The sequence below is a fragment of the Kitasatospora azatica KCTC 9699 genome (genome assembly GCF_000744785.1).
GTDB classification, from domain to species: domain Bacteria; phylum Actinomycetota; class Actinomycetes; order Streptomycetales; family Streptomycetaceae; genus Kitasatospora; species Kitasatospora azatica.
In genome coordinates this window covers 4,277,022-4,297,261 of sequence record NZ_JQMO01000003.1, presented here as the reverse complement: position 1 = coordinate 4,297,261, position 20,240 = coordinate 4,277,022, and the positions used below count along the sequence as shown (strand labels likewise).

General features: G+C 68.9%; 19 protein-coding genes. 10 read left to right on the top strand and 9 right to left on the bottom strand.

Translation table 11 applies throughout. The annotated features are described in order from the left end of the window. Positions 1-68: 68 nt before the first annotated feature. From BR98_RS29750 to BR98_RS29735, 4 genes are all read right to left on the bottom strand, one after another. A complete protein-coding gene (locus BR98_RS29750; RefSeq protein WP_035849534.1) occupies positions 69-599 on the bottom strand; it encodes a hypothetical protein in 531 nt (176 codons plus the stop codon). Positions 600-985: 386 nt separating this feature from the next. Beyond that, positions 986-1,270 carry an antibiotic biosynthesis monooxygenase gene (locus BR98_RS29745; protein ID WP_035849530.1) on the bottom strand — a complete coding sequence of 95 codons (285 nt, stop codon included), beginning with the start codon at positions 1,268-1,270 and terminating at the stop codon, positions 986-988. A 505-nt stretch (positions 1,271-1,775) separates the two neighbouring features. Then, complete coding sequence (locus BR98_RS29740; protein WP_035849527.1) at positions 1,776-1,988, bottom strand: DUF4287 domain-containing protein; 213 nt, start codon at positions 1,986-1,988, stop codon at positions 1,776-1,778. Between the two features lie 69 nt (positions 1,989-2,057). Next, on the bottom strand, positions 2,058-2,729 hold the full coding sequence (locus BR98_RS29735; RefSeq protein WP_051970394.1) for a DUF998 domain-containing protein: 672 nt from the start codon (positions 2,727-2,729) through the stop codon (positions 2,058-2,060). Positions 2,730-2,850: 121 nt separating this feature from the next. On the opposite strand from BR98_RS29735, the gene BR98_RS29730 reads away from it, so the two are divergent. Then, a complete protein-coding gene (locus tag BR98_RS29730; RefSeq protein ID WP_035849525.1) occupies positions 2,851-3,474 on the top strand; it encodes a TetR/AcrR family transcriptional regulator in 624 nt (207 codons plus the stop codon). Between the two features lie 309 nt (positions 3,475-3,783). Here the strand turns inward: BR98_RS29730 and BR98_RS29725 are convergent, their stop codons facing one another. The 4 genes from BR98_RS29725 to BR98_RS29710 all read right to left on the bottom strand — a co-directional run bounded on the left by BR98_RS29725 (position 3,784) and on the right by BR98_RS29710 (position 7,476). Further along, positions 3,784-4,188 (bottom strand): hypothetical protein, encoded by a 405-nt coding sequence (locus BR98_RS29725; protein WP_035849522.1) that lies wholly within the window; start codon positions 4,186-4,188, stop codon positions 3,784-3,786. Between the two features lie 178 nt (positions 4,189-4,366). Further along, positions 4,367-5,407, bottom strand: a complete 1,041-nt coding sequence (locus tag BR98_RS29720) for a LacI family DNA-binding transcriptional regulator (protein ID WP_063774859.1) — start codon at positions 5,405-5,407, stop codon at positions 4,367-4,369. After that, the gene (locus BR98_RS29715; RefSeq protein ID WP_035849515.1) at positions 5,392-6,432 is read right to left on the bottom strand and encodes a LacI family DNA-binding transcriptional regulator; all 1,041 of its coding nucleotides are present in this window, start codon (positions 6,430-6,432) and stop codon (positions 5,392-5,394) included. The genes BR98_RS29720 and BR98_RS29715 overlap by 16 nt, the downstream gene beginning before the upstream one ends. A gap of 9 nt (positions 6,433-6,441) precedes the next feature. Continuing rightward, the gene (locus BR98_RS29710) at positions 6,442-7,476 is read right to left on the bottom strand and encodes a glycoside hydrolase family 43 protein (protein ID WP_157537979.1); all 1,035 of its coding nucleotides are present in this window, start codon (positions 7,474-7,476) and stop codon (positions 6,442-6,444) included. A gap of 341 nt (positions 7,477-7,817) precedes the next feature. Here BR98_RS29710 and BR98_RS29705 point away from each other — a divergent pair, with 341 nt between their 5' ends. The 9 genes from BR98_RS29705 to BR98_RS42145 all read left to right on the top strand — a co-directional run bounded on the left by BR98_RS29705 (position 7,818) and on the right by BR98_RS42145 (position 19,698). Continuing rightward, positions 7,818-8,762, top strand: a complete 945-nt coding sequence (locus BR98_RS29705) for a glycoside hydrolase family protein (protein WP_035854324.1) — start codon at positions 7,818-7,820, stop codon at positions 8,760-8,762. Positions 8,763-8,794: 32 nt separating this feature from the next. Beyond that, positions 8,795-10,081 (top strand): ABC transporter substrate-binding protein, encoded by a 1,287-nt coding sequence (locus BR98_RS29700; RefSeq protein WP_035849512.1) that lies wholly within the window; start codon positions 8,795-8,797, stop codon positions 10,079-10,081. 8 nt (positions 10,082-10,089) lie between these two features. Beyond that, positions 10,090-11,049, top strand: coding sequence for a carbohydrate ABC transporter permease (locus tag BR98_RS29695; protein WP_083977130.1), 960 nt, complete (start codon positions 10,090-10,092; stop codon positions 11,047-11,049). Beyond that, a complete protein-coding gene (locus BR98_RS29690; RefSeq protein WP_051970389.1) occupies positions 11,049-11,882 on the top strand; it encodes a carbohydrate ABC transporter permease in 834 nt (277 codons plus the stop codon). The genes BR98_RS29695 and BR98_RS29690 overlap by 1 nt, the downstream gene beginning before the upstream one ends. A 161-nt stretch (positions 11,883-12,043) precedes the next feature. Continuing rightward, the gene (locus BR98_RS36730; RefSeq protein ID WP_232247670.1) at positions 12,044-14,767 is read left to right on the top strand and encodes a LamG domain-containing protein; all 2,724 of its coding nucleotides are present in this window, start codon (positions 12,044-12,046) and stop codon (positions 14,765-14,767) included. Between the two features lie 78 nt (positions 14,768-14,845). Next, positions 14,846-15,700 carry a hypothetical protein gene (locus tag BR98_RS29680; protein WP_035849510.1) on the top strand — a complete coding sequence of 285 codons (855 nt, stop codon included), beginning with the start codon at positions 14,846-14,848 and terminating at the stop codon, positions 15,698-15,700. A 190-nt stretch (positions 15,701-15,890) separates the two neighbouring features. Then, a complete protein-coding gene (locus tag BR98_RS36725) occupies positions 15,891-18,626 on the top strand; it encodes a LamG-like jellyroll fold domain-containing protein (RefSeq protein ID WP_232247667.1) in 2,736 nt (911 codons plus the stop codon). Between the two features lie 105 nt (positions 18,627-18,731). Next, positions 18,732-19,574 (top strand): DeoR/GlpR family DNA-binding transcription regulator, encoded by an 843-nt coding sequence (locus BR98_RS29670; protein ID WP_051970382.1) that lies wholly within the window; start codon positions 18,732-18,734, stop codon positions 19,572-19,574. Then, positions 19,564-19,698, top strand: coding sequence for a hypothetical protein (locus tag BR98_RS42145; RefSeq protein ID WP_267886098.1), 135 nt, complete (start codon positions 19,564-19,566; stop codon positions 19,696-19,698). Before BR98_RS29670 ends, BR98_RS42145 begins: the two co-directional genes overlap by 11 nt. A 222-nt stretch (positions 19,699-19,920) precedes the next feature. Here BR98_RS42145 and BR98_RS29665 read toward each other — a convergent pair whose 3' ends face one another. Beyond that, a complete protein-coding gene (locus tag BR98_RS29665; RefSeq protein WP_063774858.1) occupies positions 19,921-20,214 on the bottom strand; it encodes a DUF7660 family protein in 294 nt (97 codons plus the stop codon). Positions 20,215-20,240: the final 26 nt, after the last annotated feature.

Sequence of the window (20,240 nt, the reverse complement as noted above, 5' to 3'; positions counted from 1 at the left end):
TCCCTCAGTTCAGCGGAGGTCCGTACCAGCGCTTCTGCCGACCTCAAGCAGCCCGGGAAGCCGCCTGATCAGTCGTCAGACTCCTGACGAGCCAGCTGCCACGCATCCTCAAATTCACCAGGGCCGATCTCCAAGGACGCATATTGCGGATCGTGAAGGTCGAACGGCGGGTTGAACGGCCAGTCCCCATTGCCCGTCCTGACCGAGCCACCGTCCGGGCCGATCTCAATCTGCCGCAACCGCCGTCCATTCGGACCGAGTTCCATCAAGAAGACCTCGCCGTCCTCCCCCGCCGGCCAGCGCAAGCACACACGGTCCCGTCCCGCCAGGACACCGAATCCCGGCTGACCACGCTGGGCATCCCGCTGAGCGCGGAGGCTGGACAGCGGATTCGGGTCCGGATCGTCAAGACGGACCTCCTCCAAACCCCACGTCTCCACACGTCTCACGACGTCCGGGTCCGTGACCACCTCAACCTCGGCGCAGGCACTGACGATCTCCTCGGCCGAGCCCGCCCACACCCACCACCACAGACCCCCCATTCCATAGTCATGAAGGACCAGATAGCGCGTCTTACCGACCTCACCCTGTTGACTCACAGCCCGTAAGCCTACGTTCCCCTCGACCGGAGCCCTGGGACCGTGCAGAGATCTCGGGCGGGCGGGAGTGCCGGAAGCTCGTGTCCGCTCCGCCGATCGGCGGGCGGCGGTGCAACGTCCACCTACGGCAGATCGGCGGCCCGAACGCCCGCTACGTCCTGCTGTTCCGTGACTACCTGCGCGCCGACGAAGACCGGAGATCGCCATGCCCCGACCGTCGAGCCGATCCTTGCGCGCTGTCAACGCCGGGCACTGCGGGAGATCAGCGACATGCGTGAGTGCTCTCGGTTCTCACCGAGATTCGACCCACGATCAACGGCCGGCCGCTGCCAGAACTCGGCTCTGACTGACCGCAGTTCCGTGAAGGGCCCGCTGCGGAGAGGTCGCTACCCAGCAGCCACGACCTGGCCGGCCGTGACCTGGGGAGGATTGGGGAGCAGTGACGCGAGGGTGTCCCGCACGAACTCCGCAGCCCTCTGGACTGATTCTTCCGCCCCGGCTTGGTCTTCAAAGACGCTGGTGGAGACCATCACCCCGTCCCCGGCATCAACCCAGTAATAGGCCACGAATCCGGGAACCTGGCGAAGGAGGGGCACGAATCCCTCGGCCACGCGGCGTCCTGCCTCCGCAGGATCGGTCACCCCTTCGTACCGCCGCACTGCTGCGTACACGCTGGTCTCCTCATGGGTCCCGGGTCATCTCGTGGGAGACGACATACCCCTCACCGGTTGTCCCTCGCTCACGAGATATCCGGAAGGCACCCGAATGGCCGCACGGGAGCCACGGCCGGCTCCGGGCCCGGGACGAAGCGAGGCTTCACGACGAAGCGAGGCTTCACGGAGTTGCGGTCAGCGCCCAGAACTCACCCACGCCTCGGCTCTCACCTACGCAGCCAGCTGGCCCAACGCACGTGCCGGGGGTGCGGGGCGGAGCTGCCGCCGCACACCGGCCGGGGCCGGCTGAAGCGGAACTGCAACCAGGCGTGCGAGTCCAAGGCGTACCGGCGATCCGTCGCCGAGAAGCAGCAGGACGGTTCTGTTCATGAGAACCGACAGCGGTTGTTCATCACTTTGGGAGGCGCCCTGCGGTCGGCGTGTTCGATGTTCACGAGAACCGACAGCACCCCGGGGTCGGGCGTGAGGTCCGCCGCCCGCAGAACTCCCGCCCGACCCGGGGCTAGTTGCTGCCGCGCTCGGCGAGGGTGTGGGCGACAAGGGCGTTGGCGTGCCCGTGACCGAGGCCGTGCTCGGACTTGAGCCATGCGACGAGTTCCATGTGCTTGGTCAGGTGGGAGGTGCGGATCAGGTCCTTCCACTGCTCGATCGGGCGGCCGTACTTCTTCTCGATCGACGGGAAGTAGCTGGCGGGGCCTTTCACCGGTGCGGTCATGACGCGGCATCCTGTCTGTCTGAGTGCGGTGGTCTCGGGTTGTTGCTGTGCGAGCGGGAGCTGTAGCCGCTACCTCCGTGCGGCCGGGGCGAGGCCGGCCAGCTGGATAGTGGCTGCGGTGAGCGCGAGCAGGCCGAGGCCGGCTGCGGCGGTGAAGGCCGCGACCGTGGTGGCGGAGGCGGCGAACCCGGCGATGACCGCCAGCGGCAGAAGGCGGTAGGCCAGGGCCCAGCCGCGCCGGCCCTGGGCGGCGAAGTGCCGCGCCAGCACGAGGAACGCGCCGCACAGCGCGAGGTAGCCCACTGTGCCGCTGAGCATGTGGACCGTTCCGTGCCCGCTCAGCGTGGCCGGACCGTCCGATGTACCGGCCGGGAACCCCGCGCCGGGGTCCGCTGTGAACAGCCCGGCGAGCAGGAAGGACGCACCGAAGACGGCGACCAGGCGGGGCGCCCAGGTCCCACCGGCGGTCTGACCGATCGCCCGCCGCAGTCCCACCGCGCCGGCGGTGATCAGCACGCTGGTGACCAGGAAGCTGGCGACCTGTATCCAGCCGAGCGGGCCGAGGCTGAGCTGGCTGATGGCGTTTCGGGTGAAGTCGAAGCCGGTGCGGGTGAGTCCCTCAGTCACTCCCATCCCCAGGAACAGCGGGCCGGCCACCGCCCCGCAGGCGAGCAGCGCGCGGGTGGCGAGCGGAGTCGAAGCAGCGCGGCCGGTGAACGGCACGCGGATTGCCTGAGTCATGCGAAATCCCCCTAAGCCGAGGTTGGACCTCGGAACTGGACGGTACAGTACTACAGAACTGGACGGTACAGTACCCATCGTGGAACTGGACTGTCCAGTACTGTTGCTCGAAGGAGGAAACATGGAAACGAACGAACCCGGCGGCCGCTCGGCCCGCAAGCACCAGGCGATCATGGAAGCCGCGACAACGGTGTTCATGGCGAAGGGCTACGCCGGCACGAGCATGGACGACATCGCCAGGCTGGCCGCCGTATCCAAGCAGACGGTGTACAAGCACTTCGCCGACAAGGAGAAGCTGTTCGCCGCGATCGTCCTGGCCACCACCGACCGGATCGAGGCCATGATCGACCTGGTGGCCGGCATCCCCGCCGACGCCAACTCACTGGAGGAGAACCTGCTCCGGCTGGCCCGCCAGTTCTTGACCGCCCTCACCCAGCCCCAGGTGCTCCAGCTGCGGCGCCTCATCATCGCCAACGCCGACACCTTCCCCGACCTGGGCGCCGCCTGGTACGAGCAGGGCTTCGAGCGGGTACTGGCCACCCTTGCCGACACCTTCCAACGCCTGGCCGACCAGGGCCTGCTGCGGATCGACGACCCCCTCCTGGCCGCCAACCACTTCTCCGGCCTGCTGCTGTGGATCCCGGTCAACAAAGCCATGTTCCACGGCAGCCCGCAGCACACCCAGCCCCAACTCGACCACTACGCCGACGCGGGCGTCCGGGCCTTCCTCGCCGCATACCGCTGACTCCGGCCGCAACCGGACTGCCCTGGCAACATGCACATCACCAGGGCGGGGCCAGGGGGGCCGGTGCTGTCCGAGTCCATGAACATTTCGATTCTCCGCGAGCGCCGACTGCCTCCCAAACCCGTGGACAAGTGCTGTTCGGCGCCACGCCCGGCCGCTCGGTGAACGCACGAAGGGGCCCGGCACCGGTTTCCACCGGTACCGGGCCCCGCGGACGCGGCGGACCAGCTGGTCCGTCGACACCCGCCCGGCCGTCAGGGGCCACCGTTCCCCGGCTGTCCGCGGCACCCGCCGCGTGCAGCCCCCGTGTCAGTCCAGAATCTTGCTGTGATCGCAAATGGTGTGGTTGCAGGTAAGCCGACACCAGACCTGCTCCGCCGCCAGCTCCTCGGGGAGGAGCTGCAAGGCCTCCAGGTCGAACTCGGTGTCACGATCCACCATCATCTTCGGCCAGCCCTTCGTCGTGCCATTCAGGAGCCAGGGTCGCCATCCGGCGGGCTCCCGTCCCTCCACCCTGTCGCAGGGCTCGCTGCGTAGCATCAGGGTCGCGCCCCTCAATCCCCCGCGACCGCGCAGCGGCTCGGCCTGGGCACCCTGCCCGGGTTCCTGGTACGCCCAACGGGTGTCCGACCGGGCGGAAGCGAGCCCGCCCGGAAGGTAACCGAGCACGGGCACGAAGTCGGCTGGGAGGTTCTCAATGCCTGGCGACACCACCGGTCATGTCCCGTCCCCTTCAGGCCCGTGTGGAGCGCAGTGTTCCAGCAGCAGGTTGCTCAGTGGGCAGTAGGCAGTAGGCAGATAGGCGCAGTCTCACCGAACACGCCGGAGACTGGCCACCGAGCCCGTCTGCTCCCTGCGAATCAGCGTGCTCCGCTCACGTGCTGAGCGGCCTTCACGCTTCGCTCGTCGACATCCGGACCCGCAGGGTGAAGCCCACGGTCTCGCGGCGGCTGGGCATCTCACGGAAGTCGTCCAGTTCCAGGCGCGAGCGCAGCAGGGAGACTGCGGCGCGGGCCAGCGACTCGGTGTGCGGGTCGACCGTTGTCAGCGGCGGGGAGGCGTAGCGGGCGGCTTCGATGTCGTCGAAGCCGAGGAGGGCGACCTCTCCGGGGACGGCGATGCCGCTGCGTTCCAGGACGGAGAGCGCGCCGATGGCCATGACGTCGTTGAGGCAGCAGAGCGCGTCGAAGCGGACCCGGGTCCGGAGCAGGCGGGTGGCCGCGCCCACGCCCGAGGCCCACATGTCCACGTTGTCCACGCCGATGACCAGAGATGGGTCGTAGGGGACGCCGGCGTCGGCGAGCGCTCTGCGGTAGCCGGCCAGCCGCTGTGCGCCGACCTGCCAGTCGGGTCGCTCGCCGATGGCGGCGATGCGGCGTCGCCCCTGGGCGAGGAGGTGGCCGACGGCCGCGTAGGCGCCTTCCTCGTTGGCGGTCTCGAGGAAGTCGACGCCGGAGTCGACACCGGGGTCGCCGGCGGGGTCGGGTCGTTCGCCGAGGACCACGGTCGGCTGGGCGACCGACAGATTCGCCCGCTCCTCGGGGGCTAAGGTGTGTGGCACATAGATGACGCCGTCGACCAGTTCCCGGCGGGCGCCGGTGAGAACCGCCCGCTCGCGCTCCGCGTTCCCGTGGGTGGCTTCGAGGACGACCTTCAGCCCCTGGATCTCCTGGGCGCGGATGACCTGCTCGGCCAGTTCGGCGTAGAAGGGCTGGTAGAGGTTGGGAACGGCCAGGGCGACCGTGTCGGTGCGGCGCGAACGCAGGCCCCGAGCGAAGGGGTTGAGGCGGTAGCCGAGTTCTTCCACGGCGGCCCGGACGCGGCGCTCCGTCTCGGGGCTGAAGGCGCCGGTGCCGTTGACGACGTTGGAGACGGTCTTGGTCGAGACTCCCGCGCGCTCGGCGACCGCGCGCATCGTCACGCTCCTGCCCATGCGGCGCTCCCTCCCAGCGTGGATTCCCTGACGACCAGTTCGAAGTCGGCCACGACGAGGCGGCCCTCTCCCTGGGGGGCGGTGCCGGACATGCGGTCGCGGAGCAGGTCGAGTGCCTCGCGCGCGATCTGCGCCGTTCCGGGTGCGACGGAGGTCAGCGACGGGTAGGAGTAGCGGGCCTCGTCGGTGTCGTCGAAGCCTGCGACGGCCACATCGGCGGGAACCCGGAGCCGCGCTTCCTGCACGGCGTGCAGGGCGCCGAGGGCGAGCGCGTCCGCGAAGGCCACCACGGCGTCGAACCGGACCTGTGAGGCGATCAGACGGCGCAGCTGCTCGGCACCTGCGGACCGGCTCCAGTGCGGGGTGCCGACATCGAGGACGAGCTCCGGGTCGTAGGGCAGCCCCGCGTCGCGCAGGCCGTCGCGGTAGCCGTCCAGGCGCAGGTGGGCGGCGGAGCGTTCCGGGAGTCCGGTGTGGTCGGCGCCGAGAGCGGCGATCCGGGTGTATCCGAGGGAGGCCATGTGGCCGACCAGGGCCCGGACGCCCTCCCGGTTGGCCATGGCGACCCGGTCGACCGGTGCGTCGTACGGTCGTTCGGACATGAGGACCGCGGGCACCGTCTCCGCCACGGAACGGGCCTGGGCGTCGGAGAGCCCGATGGGGTACAGCAGCAGCCCGCCGAGGTGGTGGCCGTGCTCGCGGACGAGGGCGAGTTCGGCTTCGGCGTCGCCTCCGGTCAGCTCGACGAGGACGGTCAGTCCGCGGCGCTCGGCCTCGCGCATGATCGCCTCGGCGAGCGCCGAGAAGTAGGGCTGGGACAGGTACGGCAGCGCGAGGCCGACGAGGTCGACGCGCCCGGTGCGCAGGTTGCGGGCGACCGAGTTGGGGCGGAAGTCCAGCTCCGCTATGGCTGCGGTGACCTTCCGCCGGGTCTCCTCGCTGACGTTGGGCTCGCCGTTGACCACACGGGAGACCGTCTTGAGGGAGACCCCGGCGCGCAGGGCCACGTCGTACATCGTGGGCATGGCTGAACTCTAGGCTTCCGGCGCGGCGAGCCGGAGCAGTGCTGTGCACTCGGCGCCGGTCAGCGCGAGCACCGAGCCGTGTCTGAGCCCCGGCGGGACGGAGCACTGCTCGGGGTCGGCGACCGGATGCCAGACGGGGCTGTCCAGCCGGTCGGCGTGGAAGGGGACGTAGCCGCGGCCGAGGAACTCGTCCAGCAGCACGAACCAGCCCTGTCGGTCCGGGGCCGGCAGGACGATCGGTCCCTCGGCGTGCTGCAAGCCGGGGGCGCCGGCCACGCCGCGACCCAGCCCCTTGGCCACGGGTTCGTACTGGAGTGCCGCCAGTTCGCGGGAGCGCTCGACGAACACGAACTTGGCGTCGGGGGTCTCGGGCTGCCGTTCGTCCTTGCTGAACCGGTAGAACCAGCCGTCGTCCTCGACCACGGTGGAGTCGATGACCGGGTGTCCCGTGTCGACCCACACCTGCGGGGCGCCGAAGGTGCGGAAGTCCGTGGTGGTCGCGCACCACATGCGGTGGTAGGACGGGCGCAGGTGGTCGGGATCGTCCTCGTCGTAGAGGGTCGAGGCCCAGAAGACCAGGTACTCGCGTCGCTGGGGATCCCAGACCGCCTCCGGCGCCCAGACGCAGCCGGCCTGTTCGGACATGACCTCGACCCGGTGCGGGCCGTCCCACGCATGGAGGTCCGGCGAGTGCCAGACCAGCAGGTTGCGGCTGCCGTGGGCGACGGCCTGCTCCCAGCCCTCGCTGCCGTGGATGCGCAGGTCGGTGGCGAGCAGGTGGAATCCGTCGCCGTGGGCGTCGCGGATCAGGAACGGGTCCCGCGCGCCGCCTCCGGCGGGGGCGAGCCGGGGTATGCCGGTGAGTTCCCGCCAGTGGGAGGGCTGGGGGCTGTCGCAGAGCGCGAACCGGACCTGCTCGCCGTCGTGGGTGTGCTCACCGGCGAAGTACGCGAACAGGTATCCAGCCGGCGGATGCGGAGCCGGGCCAAGGGTGGATGGCGCGGCGGCTGACGGCACCTGGTCCAGGCTGGTACGTGCTGGCACGGTCAATGTCTCCTCGTCCTCTTGGGCCCTGAGCGCGGTGAGCATCGCATCGGTGATTCATCGTTGTCAACGGAGTGGACGGCGACTCCCGGACTACACCAGCCGATGCTGCGGGCGACAAAGGTAGGCATAGGCCGCCTCACGTGCAGAAACATCGCCAGAGATGAACGGATTAGTAGGCGATCCGTGAAACCTGGCCGAAAACTCGTGGACATCAGGGCTTGACGACGATGTACCCAACGTCCATGCTGATCCCGCTCTCGCCGTCCGGTTTCCGTCTCGGACCGCGGCGTACGACGCCTCCCGACGACACCGGCCGCTGCCGGAAGAAGAAGGTCGCCATGGGCTCCCCACTCCCCGCACCCGCCCCCGCACCGCTGTACGAAGATCCCGTCCACTCCGGTCCGACCGACCCGGTGGTGATCCACGACGGCACGCAGTGGTGGATGTTCTACACGCAGCGCCGCGCGGACGTGTCCGCTCCCGGCTTCGCCTGGGTGCACGGCACCGCGATCGGCGTGGCCACGAGCGCCGACGGCCGCGAGTGGCTCTACCGCGGGGTGCTCGACAGTCTCCCGTTCGAGCCCGGCACCAACACCTTCTGGGCGCCGGAGGTCGTACGGGCGCCGGACGGCCGGTTCCACATGTACGTCAGCTACATCCAGGGCGTACCGGACCGCTGGGAGGGCTACGAGCGGCAGATCCTGCACTACACCAGCACCGATCTGTGGCACTGGTCACACCAGGGAGCGGTAGCGCTCAGCTCCTCGTACGTCATCGACGCCTGCGTGCATCCGCTGCCGGACGGCTCGGGCTGGCGCATGTGGTACAAGGACGAGGGCCACGAGGCGCACACCTGGGCCGCCGACTCCACCGATCTGCACCACTGGCAGGTGCGTGGTCCGGTCCTGACGCACCGGCCGCACGAGGGGCCGAACGTCTTCGCCCTCGGCGGCTGGTACTGGATGATCGTCGACTGCTGGGACGGCCAGGACCTGTTCCGCTCGACCGACCTCGACGCATGGACCCCGGCCGGCCGTATCCTCGACCGCTCCGGGACCCGCCCCGGCGACCGGGGGATCGGCCACCACGCCGACGTGGTCGCCGGCCCGGACGCCGCCTGGGTCTTCTACTTCACCCATCCCGACCGCGACCCGTCGCTGCCGGACAGCGCCGGACTCCACCAGCGCCGCTCGGTGGTCCAGCTGGCCCGCCTCACCCCGGACGGAGACCGGCTCGTCCTCGACCGCGACACCGTCCCCTTCGACGCTCTGCCCCTGCCGTGACCCCCACCACCCGCTTTCCCCGAGGAGCGACCATGTCCATCGACCCCACCACCGCCCAGCTCAGCAGACGGCGCTTCGTCCAGGGCAGCCTGATGGCCGCACTGCTCGGCGGCACCGCCCTGGCCACCTCGTCCTGCTCCACCAGCACGGCCGCCGGCGGCGGCGGGGGCGCGAAGACGCTGTCGTTCCTGTCCTGGGACACCCAGACGGTCATGCAGCCGGTCCTCGACCTGTTCAAGCAGCAGACCGGGTTCGACGTCTCCGCCTCCTACGCGCCGCCGGTCGCGCAGTACGTCTCCACGCTGCAGACCCGCCTGCAGTCCGGCACCGCCCCGGACGTGTTCATCCTCACCGCCGAGGACAAGCAGATCGTGCCCGGCGGCTTCGTGAAGGACCTCTCCGGCCAGTCCTCCCTGAGCGTGATGAACTCCGCCAACAAGGACTTCATGACCGTCGACGGCAAGGTCTACGGCCTGTCCATCTCCTCCTGGGCCGGCGGCATCATGTACAACAAGGCGCTGCTCGCCAAGGTGGGTGCCAGCTCCCTGCCCGACAGCTGGGACGGTTTCCTGGAGCTCTGCGCCGCGCTGAAGGCCAAGGGCATCACGCCGTACTACGACGCCGCCAAGGAGGGCAACTTCATGTCCCTGTGGGGGCTGCTCGGCGGCTACTTCGCCGACCACGGCGGCTTCCCCGACCAGGACATCTTCGCCGGCAAGACGACCTTCGCCGACACCTGGACCGAGCCCTTCGTCGCCTACTGCAAGCTCTACACCCAGGGCCTGACGCCGCAGAGCATCCTGGGCCTGACCGGCGACCAGGTGGTCAGCGAGTTCGCGAACAGCCGGGTGGCGATGTTCGGCGCCGGCACCTGGAACGTCCCGACCGTCCAGAAGAGCGCCCCGGACCTCTCCTTCGACACCGGGGCCATCCCCGGCTTCAACAAGGGCACCACCTACTGGACCGGTGCCGCCAGCCCCGGCTTCGCCGTCAACGCCAAGGCCAAGAACCCCGAGGCGGCGCTGAAGTTCCTGGAGTTCATGGCGAGCCTGGACGGCGCGAAGGTGTACGGCACCTCCAGCGGCGCGATCACCACCACCAGCAACTACACCCCGACCGTGCCGGCGGCGCTGACCAACCAGGCCGCGGGCGCCCGCTCCGGCAAGATCTACCTGCCCGTCGTCGCCTGGCCGCGTCACTCCAACGACCTGAACACCGAGCTGACCACCCAGCTGCAGCAGATGATCCAGGGCTCGGTCAAGCCGCAGGACATTCCGGCGGCCCTGGACAAGAAGCTCAAGCAGCTCGACGGGAAGTAGCTCCTGCCATGGCGACCGAGACCTCTGCTCCTCCCCTGGTGCGTGCCGGCGGCCTGTCCGCCGGCGCCGACCGCCGCATCAGCCGCCACCGGCTGCGCGAGCGGCTGGGCACCCAGGCGTTCCTCATCCCCATCACCGTCGTGCTGGCGCTGTTCTTCCTGGTGCCGCTGGCCGAGTCGGTGTACTGGAGCTTCACCGACTACAGCGGCTTCAGCCAGAGCAGTCACCTGGTGGGGCTGCGGAACTACCGGGAGATCTTCACCGACTCCGAGGTCCTGACCGGCCTGGGCTTCACCCTGCTGTACGCGGTGGCCACCACGGTGATCGTGACCGTCATCGCGATACCGCTGGCGACGGTGCTCAACCGCCGCTTCCCGGGTCGCAACGCGGTCCGTGCGGCGTTCTTCTTCCCCGCCGTCCCCAGCATGGCGCTGCTCGGCCTGGTCTGGACGTTCGTGCTCTCCCCGCTCTCCTCGGGCGTCATCAACTCCGTACTGGGAGACGTCTTCGGCGTCGGGCCGGTCCCGTGGTTGTCGGACAACACCCTCGCCAAGGTCTCGGTCGTCACGGTCGGCGTGTGGGCGCAGGCCGGCTGGCACGCCGTGCTCTACCTCGCGTACCTCCAGTCCGTCCCACGGGACTACTACGAGGCCGCCACCATCGACGGGGCCACGCCGCGGCAGCAGTTCTTCCGCATCACCCTGCCGCTGCTGGCCCCGGCCATGACGGTCAGCCAGTTCCTGCTGCTGATCAACGGTCTGCGGGTCTACGACCTGCCGTTCACCCTCACCAAGGGCGGCCCCGGCTACGCCACCACCACCTTCACCCAGGTGCTGATCCAGCGCGGCGTCAGCGGGGGCGACTACGGACTCGGCGCGGCCCTCGGCGTGGTCTTCCTCGTCGCCGTCGCGATCGTGCTCTTCCTGCAACTCTCGGTGACCCGCCGCCTGGAACGGAGGTTCCGCTGATGGCCCTGCTCACGTCCCTGCGCCGACGCGGCTGGCTGACCAGCGCCTACATGCTGCCGATCTCCGCCGTGATGGTGCTGCCGTTCTACTACGTCCTGGTCAACACCCTCAAGACGCAGCAACAGGCCACCGCCTCGCCGCTGGCCCTGCCGAGCTCCCCGGACTTCTCCACCTACCAGCGCGTGCTGCAGGACGTCCCGGTGTTCGCCGCCTTCGCCAACACCCTCTACGTGACCGTGCTCTCGGTGGCGCTGATGGTGCTGGTGGGCGCGATGGCGGCGTACGCGCTGACCATGCGGCCCACCCGGTTCAACCGGCGGTTCGGCAAGCTGCTGCTGCTCGCCTTCGTGGTGCCGACCCAGTCCACCCTGATCCCCGTCTACCGCATCTTCGTCAAGCTGGGCCTGGTCGACAGCCTCAACGGCCTGGTCCTGGTCTACAGCGCGGGCTCGATCTTCTGTTGGTTCATCATCCAGGGCTACCTGGCCTCGCTGCCGATGGAGGTCGTCGAGGCCGCGCGGATCGACGGCTGCGGCCCCTGGCAGATCTTCTGGCGGATCGTCCTGCCGCTCATCCGGCCCATCCTGGCCACGGTCGCGGTCTTCCAGACCATGTGGGTCTGGAACGACTTCCTGACCCCGAGCGTGTACCTCAGCGACCCGGGCAAGAGCACGATCGTCCTCGAGGTCTACACCTCCGTCGGCCAGTTCCAGGTCGACTGGCCGGCCTTCCTCAGCCTCAGTGTGCTGGCGCTCATCCCCATGGTGGCCTTCTTCTTCGCCGCCCAGCGCCAGATCATGTCCGGCCTGCTCAGCGGCGCCGTCAAGGGCTGAGGCCCACCCCAGAACGACCCGGTGCGGGCACCCGCTGCGCCCTCCCCCGCACCGGGTTCGCCCCCACCACCACCCTTCAAAAGGGGAACGCCATGCGAAAGCGGCAAAGACGCCTCCTCGCGGCGACAGCGAGCGCGCTGACAGCGCTCGGTGTCGTGATCGTGCCCGCGACGCAAGCGCACGCGGCCACCTGCACCACCTACTTCGTCTCCGCCAGCGGCGGCAGCGACAGCAACGACGGCTGCAGCGCCGGCACCCCCTGGCAGAGCATCGCCAAGCTCAACGCCACCACGTTCACCGCCGGCAACCAGATCCTGTTCCAGGACGGCGGCTCCTGGACCGGCGAACTCCAGCCCCAGGGCTCCGGTGCCTCCGGCAACCCGATCACCGTCTCCAGCTACGGCTCCGGGGCCGCGCCCATCCTCAACGGCGCCGGCGCAGCCGCCACCGTCCTGCTCAAGGACCAGCAGTACTGGACCATCCAGAACCTGGAGATCACCAACACCACCGGAAGCGCCGCCGTGCGCAGCGGCATCCAGCTGGAGAACGACACCAGCGGGATCTTCAACGGCATCCACATCGTCAACAACAACATCCACAACGTGCTGGGCTCCTGGACGAACGTCCAGCCGAGCCGGTCCGCCGCGATCGCGTTCGACGTCACCGACAACAACACCACCAGCGGCTGGAACGACGTCCTGGTCCAGGGCAACACCCTCGCCCACGACGACGCCGCCGCCGTCTACATCGGCTCCCTCCAGGGTCTGAACCACAACATCAACACCACCAACGTGGTGATCAACAACAACACCATCACCGACGCCGGCGGCAACGACATCGTCTGCGTCTTCTGCGCCTCCCCGCTCATCGAGAACAACGTCGCCACCGACAGCGGCTACCGCTACTCGGGGGCCGGCCTGTGGAGCGGGTGGACCACCAACGCCGTCTGGCAGAACAACGAAGTCGCCCGCCAGTACCGCAAGCTCTACGACGGTCAGGCCTTCGACATCGACAACAACACCACCGGCACGGTCATCCAGTACAACTGGACGCACGACAACCCGTTCGGCTCCGTCGAGTGGTGCTGCCGCAGCGGCTTCGGTGGAAAGAGCTCGGTCGTCCGTTACAACGTCAGCCAGAACGACGGCACGGACAACGCGGTCTACCCGACCATGGAAGGCGTCGACAGCAACTCCTTCGCCCAGGTGTACAACAACACCATCTACATGGGTGAGGGCGACAACGGCAAGGTGACCAACGGAACGCCGAACAGCCCTGTCACCTTCTCCAACAACCTCATCTACAAGCTGGGCAACGGCGGGTACAGCACCACCAACACCACCTGGAGCCACAACCTCTTCTACGGCAACCACCCGGCCTCCGAGCCGACCGACCCGGCGAAGATCACCTCCGATCCCCTGCTCGTCAGCCCGGGCGCCGGTGGCATGGGTCGTTCCTCCGCGTCGGTGTACGAGCTGCAGGCCGGCTCCCCCGCGCTCGGCGCCGGCACCCTGATCTCCGGCAACGGCGGCCAGGACTACTTCGGCAACCCCGTCTCCTCCAGCACCGCACCCAACATCGGCGCCTACAACGGAGCAGCCGTCGCCGGACCCACCGCCACTTCCGGCGCGTACTGGCCGCTGGAGGAGGGCACCGGAACCAAGACCGCCGATATCAGCGGCGGCAACAACAACGGCACCCTGCAGGCCGGCGCCTCCTGGACCACCGGCAAGGTTGGCGCGGGAGCGGTCAACCTGACCGGCGCGAGCAACTCCTGGGTCGACGTCCCCACCACCGCAGTCGACACCAGCGGCAGCTACTCGGTCTCCGCCTGGGTCAAGCCGAACAGCCTGACCGGCAACCAGACCTACGCCAGCACCGACGGCAGCTCCATCAGCCCGTTCTACCTGCAGCTCACGGGCGGCAAGTTCGCCTTCACCACCCGCAGCTCCGACTCCACCGGCTCCACCGCCACCCAGGTCCTGGGGCTCGCTCCGACCACCGGCACCTGGTACCAGCTGACCGGCGTCTACGACAACAGCGCCCACACCATCGCGCTCTACGTCAACGGCGCCCTCCAGGGCAGCACCGCGTTCTCCTCGCCCTGGAAGGCCAACGGCCACACCACCATCGGCCGCGCCAAGTGGAACGGCGGCAACGTCGACTTCGTCAACGGCGCCATCGACGACGTCCGCCTGACCCCGAAGGCGCTCACCGCACGTGAGGCCTACGCCCTGGGCACCGGCGCCGCCGGCTACTACCAGCTCGACGAGGGCAGCGGCCAGACCGTCACCAACCTCCTCGTCGGCAACACCGCGAACGGCTACACCGAAGGCCACGCCACCTGGGCAGGCTCCGGCAAGATCGGCAGCAACTCGCTCAGCCTCGACGGCACCTCAGGCACCATGGCGGTCGTCCCGTCCACGGTCATCGACACCGGCCAGAGCTACTCGGTCAGCGCCTGGGTCAAGCCGAACACCGTCAGCGGCGGCAACCAGACCTTCGCCAGCGTGACCGGCTTCGATGTCTCCCCCTTCTACCTGCAGCTGTCGGGCGGCAAGTTCACCTTCGCCACCCGCTCCTCCGACTCCACGTCCTCGACGGGTACCTCCGTCGCGGCGACCTCGTCGGCGACCGCAGGCACCTGGTACCACCTCCTGGGGATCTACGACAGCAGCGCCCACACCATCTCCCTGTACGTCAACGGCACGCTGCAGGGCAGCACCTCCTTCAGCAGCGGCTGGACGGCGGTGGGGCCGACCCTGATCGGGGCGGCGATGTGGGACCTGGGGCCCGTCGACTTCGCCAACGCCCAGATCGACGACGTCCACTTCTACAACCGGACCCTGACCAGCACGGAAATCTCCCAGCTCGCCGCCGGCTGAGCCGACGCGCGGAAGGCGGTTCCCGGCCCGGGAACGAGAGTTCCCGGGCCGGGCCAACCCAGAGGAAAGGAGACGGGAATGAGCACGGCCACCCGCCAGGTCCGTCGCCGCAGCACGGCGTCGTCCACCGGTACTGTCCCGCGTCGGGCGGTTCCGCGGTGGGCGGTCGGTGTCGCAGGTCTCCTCGGCGCCGTCGTCCTCGCCGCCATCGTCCTCGTGACCGTCGGCCGCGAGGGCAGCAGTCCCGCATCGGCGGCCGCTCCACCGCCGTCCAGCGCCGCGGTTGCCGAGATCGACAGCCACCAGATCCCCGTGCGCGAGTTCGCGCTCTACCTGGCGCAGGACCGGGCCGCGACCTTCGCCTACTTCCAGCAGACCTACGGCGTCGCCGACGGACCGCACTTCTGGACCACCGCGCACGGCGGACAGACCCCCGCCGATCACCTCAAGAAGCTTGCCCTGGCCGACGTCACCCGCGCGACCGTGGTCCTGGACCTCGCGCAGCGGAACCAGCTGATCCCCGACGCCGGCTACGACGCCTTCCTCACCGCCTGGACGGCGGAGAACGCCCGCCGACTCAAGGCCGTCGCCGCCCACCAGGTCATCTACGGCCCCGTGCAGTACACCGAGGCCAACTACTTCAGCTACGTCCTGAACGGCGTCAGTGCGGCGCTCCCGGAGAAGCTCGCCGCCTCCGGCGCCGTCCCCGCCTCCGACGATGCGCTGAACGCCTACTACCAGAGCCACCTCGACTCCTACCGCCAGCAAGACCCCGGCACCCACACCCTGACGCAGCTGCCCTTCAGCCAGGCCGCGTCCCAGGTGCGCCAGGACTACCTGCACGACCAGTTCCAGACGGTCGTCAGCGGGCTCGCCCGCTCGGCCTCGGTCCACATCGACACGGACGTCCTCAATGCCGTGGCAGTGAACTGAGAAGCACGATCGTCTGAACCCCACCCCAGAACGACCCGGTGCGGGCACCCACTGCCCCTTCCCCCGCACCGGGTTCGGCCTCACCCCCACCCCCCACACCCACCGTTCAAAGGGGAACGCCATGCGAAAGTGGCAAAGACGCCTCCTCGCAACGGCAGCGAGCGCGCTGACTGCGCTCGGTGTCGTGATCGTGCCCGCGACGCAAGCGCACGCGGCCACCTGCACCACCTTCTTCGTCTCCGCCAGCGGCGGCAGCGACAGCAACGACGGCTGCAGCTCCAGCACGCCCTGGCAGAGCATCGCCAAGGTCAACGCCACCACGTTCACCGCCGGCAACCAGATCCTGTTCCAGGACGGCGGTTCGTGGACCGGCGAGCTCCAGCCCCAGGGCTCCGGCAGCACCGGCAACCCGATCACCGTCTCCAGCTACGGCTCCGGTGCCGCGCCCATCCTGAACGGCGGCGGCGCGGCCGCCACCGTGTTCCTCAAGGACCAGCAGAACTGGACGATCCAGAACCTGGAGATCACCAACACCGCCGGAAGCGCTGCCGTGCGCAGCGGCGTCCAGTTGGAGAACGACACCAGCGGGATCCTCAACGGCATCCACATCGTCAACAACAACATCCACAACGTGCTGGGCTTCTGGGCGAACGTCCAGAACCCGGTCCAGCCGAGCCAGTCCGCCGGCATCGCCTTCGACGTCACCGACAACAACGCCACCAGCGGCTGGAACGACGTCCTGGTCCAGGGCAACACGCTCGCCCACGACGACGCGGCCGCCGTCTACATCGGCTCCCTCCTGGGCCTGAACCACAACATCAACAGCACCAACGTGGTGATCAACAACAACACCATCACCGACGCGGGCGGCAACGACATCGTCTGCGTCTTCTGCGCCTCCCCGCTCATCGAGAACAACGTCGCCTTCGACAACGGCTACCGCTACTCCGGCGCCGGCCTGTGGAACGGGTGGACGACCAACGCCGTCTTCCAGAACAACGAAGTCTCCCGCCAGTTCCGCAACTTCGTCGACGGCCAGGCGTTCGACATCGACAACAACACCAGCGGCACGGTCATCCAGTACAACTGGAGCCACGACAACCCGTTCGGCTTCACCGAGTGGTGCTGCAGCAGCGGTTTCGCCGCGAAGACGTCCGTCATCCGCTACAACATCAGCCAGAATGACGGCGCTTCCAACGCCATCTTCCCGACCTTGAGCGGCGTCGACAGCAACACCACCGCCCAGGTGTACAACAACACCATCTACATGGGTGAGGGCGACAACGGGAAGCTCACCGACGGCACGCCCAACAGCAACGTCAGCTTCTCCAACAACCTCATCTACAAGCTGGGCACGGGCGGTTACTCCACGGCGAACACCACCTGGAGCCACAACCTCTTCTACGGCAACCACCCCAGCAGCGAGCCGTCCGACTCGGCGAAGATCACCTCGAACCCGCTGTTCGTCTCGCCCGGCACCGGCGGCACCGGCCGCGCCTCCGCCTCGGTGTACGAGCTGCAGTCCGGCTCCCCCGCGCTCGGCGCCGGCACCCTGATCTCCGGCAACGGCGGCCAGGACTACTTCGGCAACCCCGTCTCCTCCAGCACCGCACCCAACATCGGCGCCTACAACGGCTCCGCCGTCGCCGGACCCACCGCACTCCAGAACGGCGGCTACTGGCCGCTCGACGAGAACACCGGCACGGCCACCGCTGACATCAGCGGCGACAGCAACAACGGCACCCTGCAGGCCGGCGCCTCCTGGACCACCGGCAAGGTCGGCACCAGCGCGGTCAACCTGACCGGCGCGAGCAACTCCTGGGTCGACGTCCCCACCACCGCAGTCGACACCAGCGGCAGCTACTCGGTCTCCGCCTGGGTCAAGCCGAACAGCCTGACCGGCAACCAGACCTACGCCAGCACCGACGGCAGCTCCATCAGCCCGTTCTACCTGCAGCTCACGGGCGGCAAGTTCGCCTTCACCACCCGCAGCTCCGACTCCACCGGCTCCACCGCCACCCAGGTCCTGGGGCTCGCTCCGACCACCGGCACCTGGTACCAGCTGACCGGCGTCTACGACAACAGCGCCCACACCATCGCGCTCTACGTCAACGGCGCCCTCCAGGGCAGCACCGCGTTCTCCTCGCCCTGGAAGGCCAACGGCCACACCACCATCGGCCGCGCCAAGTGGAACGGCGGCAACGTCGACTTCGTCAACGGCGCCATCGACGACGTCCGCATGGTCCCCCGCGCGCTCAACTCGCATGAGGCGTACGCCCTGGGCACCGGCGCCGCCGGCTACTACCAGCTCGACGAGGGCAGCGGCCAGGCCGTCACCAACCTGCTCGGCAACACCGACAACGGCTACAAGGAGGGCAACACCGCCTGGGCCGGCAACGGCAAGGTCGGCTCCAACTCGCTGAGCTTCGACGGCACGACCGGAACCGAAGCGGTCATCCCGTCCTCGGTCATCGACACCGGCCAGAGCTACACCGTCGCGGCCTGGGTCAAGCTGAACACCGTCAGCGGCGGCAACCAGACCTTCGCCAGCCTGGCCGGATTCAACGTCAGCCCGTTCTACCTGCAGCTGTCGGGCGGCAAGTTCACCTTCGCCACCCGATCCTCCGACTCCACGTCCTCCTCCGCCGCCGTGGTCACGGCCACCTCGTCGGCGACCACGGGCACCTGGTTCCACGTCCTGGGGATGTACGACAGCAGCACCCAGACCATCTCCCTCTACGTCAACGGCACCCTCCAGGGCAGCACCTCCTTCACCAGCCCCTGGGCGGCCAGGGGAGCGACCGTGATCGGGGCCGGCACCTACAACCGTGGCCCCGTCGACTTGACCAACGGACAGATCGACGACGTCCACTTCTACAACCGGACCCTGACCAGCACGGAAATCTCCCAGCTCGCCGCCGGCTGAGCCGACAGCGAACGGGCGGTGCCCGGCCGGCCGCAGTCGGCCGGCCGGGCACCGCCCGTAACTGCGCACGCCCCGTGAGGTGCCGAGCGAGGAGTAGGAGGAGCGATGCCCCGTCAAGCAGCCGATGCCGCCCCGCTCACGCAGGAGCGCCGCAACCGCATCCGTCTCGAGCTGCAGCATTCCGGCGCGGTCCGCAGCAAGGAGTTGAGCGCTCGGTGGGCCGTCTCACCCATGACGATCCGCCGCGACCTGGCTGCCCTTGAGTCCGCGGGGTACGCGGTGCGGGTGCACGGCGGAGCGCTGAACGGACCCGAGGCGACACGCGCGCCGCAACCGAGCCCCGACCGACCCGGCGGGCAGCGCACGGAGTTGCGGGAAATCGCGGCCGCGGCGGCGGCCACCGTGCGGCCGGGCATGGCCATCGGCCTGGTCGGCGGCTCGACGATAGAGCTGCTGGCAGCTGAACTGACGGACCGCCAGGACATCACCGTGGTGACCAACTCGCTCAGAATCGACGGCCTGCTCAACAGCACGAGCCAGACCACGCCCACGGTGATCCTGACCGGTGGCCAGCGCGGACCAGGCGGGCTGCTCGCCGGGCCGATCGCCATGCGCGCGCTGGCGGGCATCCAGGTGGACACCGTGTTCGCGGACTGCTCGGGCGCCGATTCCGAGGCAGGGCTGACCGTCGACGACCTCGCCGAGGCTGAATTGCGACGCCAGCTGTTCCGCTCGGCCGGTCGGCGCGTCCTGCTGGCCGAGTCAGCGGTCTTCGGCGCCCGTGCCTTGGCGCCCTTCGCGCCCCTGTCCGACCTCGATGCCGTCTTCACCGAACCCGACGACTCCCCCAGCCGGGCACGCGACGCAGTACTCGGCGCAATCGGCCGGTCGGCGCCGCAAATCGATCGGGTTCGACTCCGATGGGCAACTGAGCGGTGTGCATCGTGAAGTTGCAGGTCAGGAGGCGATCCTCGGCCTGGACGCGTCCCGCCCGGCCCGCTCCTCAGCCGACTTCACTCGGCTGCCGGAGATCGCCCGGCTCAGCGGCACCCTGCCGGGGCAGCCGGTCTGACCTGGTCCCTGCCACCCGTGGGTCTTCGGCTGGCCCTGGCCTCTTGAAGCCCCTGATTGACCGCCACGCACCGCCCGTTCTGGCACGGCTCTGGCACGGGCGCACCGCCAGGCCATGGAGGCGTTGTAGCCTCGCACGCGATGAGGTCGTGCGCACGGTAAGGGGCGTGACCCGGGGTGCGTTTTGGGTCGTCCGCCTCATCGCTCACACGCTGCCGTCAGCTCACTCGTAGACCGTGGCCGCTCCGAGAGCGCGAGCGAAGAAGGTCCAGTCGCCCTCGGCAGGTAGTTCAAGCTTGCGATTGCGGTACGAGCCCGGCGAGTCCTCGATCCAGCTAGCGAGGGCTTCGAGGAAGCGATCAAGACTCGCGTTTTCCCATCCGGTGCCGCGTTGGAGGTACTCGGCGTGAAGATCGCGAATGAATGCCACGAGATCTTCCCGGCTCTGGACAAGGTCTTCGTCCAGCGGCGTTGCGGCAAGATCGTTCTGGCCATGAACACGGTCGGACGTTGGCATGCCAGCACGGTAGCGCACGGATGGCG

What these genes read in the sequence shown, in the direction of transcription:
- BR98_RS29740 (WP_035849527.1), bottom strand. Translation starts at nt 1,988, where the DNA reads ATGACCGCACCGGTGAAAGGCCCCGCCAGCTACTTCCCGTCGATCGAG.
- BR98_RS29735 (WP_051970394.1), bottom strand. Translation starts at nt 2,729, where the DNA reads ATGACTCAGGCAATCCGCGTGCCGTTCACCGGCCGCGCTGCTTCGACT.
- BR98_RS29730 (WP_035849525.1), top strand. Translation starts at nt 2,851, where the DNA reads ATGGAAACGAACGAACCCGGCGGCCGCTCGGCCCGCAAGCACCAGGCG.
- BR98_RS29720 (WP_063774859.1), bottom strand. Translation starts at nt 5,407, where the DNA reads ATGGGCAGGAGCGTGACGATGCGCGCGGTCGCCGAGCGCGCGGGAGTC.
- BR98_RS29715 (WP_035849515.1), bottom strand. Translation starts at nt 6,432, where the DNA reads ATGCCCACGATGTACGACGTGGCCCTGCGCGCCGGGGTCTCCCTCAAG.
- BR98_RS29705 (WP_035854324.1), top strand. Translation starts at nt 7,818, where the DNA reads ATGGGCTCCCCACTCCCCGCACCCGCCCCCGCACCGCTGTACGAAGAT.
- BR98_RS29700 (WP_035849512.1), top strand. Translation starts at nt 8,795, where the DNA reads ATGTCCATCGACCCCACCACCGCCCAGCTCAGCAGACGGCGCTTCGTC.
- BR98_RS29695 (WP_083977130.1), top strand. Translation starts at nt 10,090, where the DNA reads ATGGCGACCGAGACCTCTGCTCCTCCCCTGGTGCGTGCCGGCGGCCTG.
- BR98_RS29690 (WP_051970389.1), top strand. Translation starts at nt 11,049, where the DNA reads ATGGCCCTGCTCACGTCCCTGCGCCGACGCGGCTGGCTGACCAGCGCC.
- BR98_RS29680 (WP_035849510.1), top strand. Translation starts at nt 14,846, where the DNA reads ATGAGCACGGCCACCCGCCAGGTCCGTCGCCGCAGCACGGCGTCGTCC.
- BR98_RS29670 (WP_051970382.1), top strand. Translation starts at nt 18,732, where the DNA reads ATGCCCCGTCAAGCAGCCGATGCCGCCCCGCTCACGCAGGAGCGCCGC.
- BR98_RS29665 (WP_063774858.1), bottom strand. Translation starts at nt 20,214, where the DNA reads ATGCCAACGTCCGACCGTGTTCATGGCCAGAACGATCTTGCCGCAACG.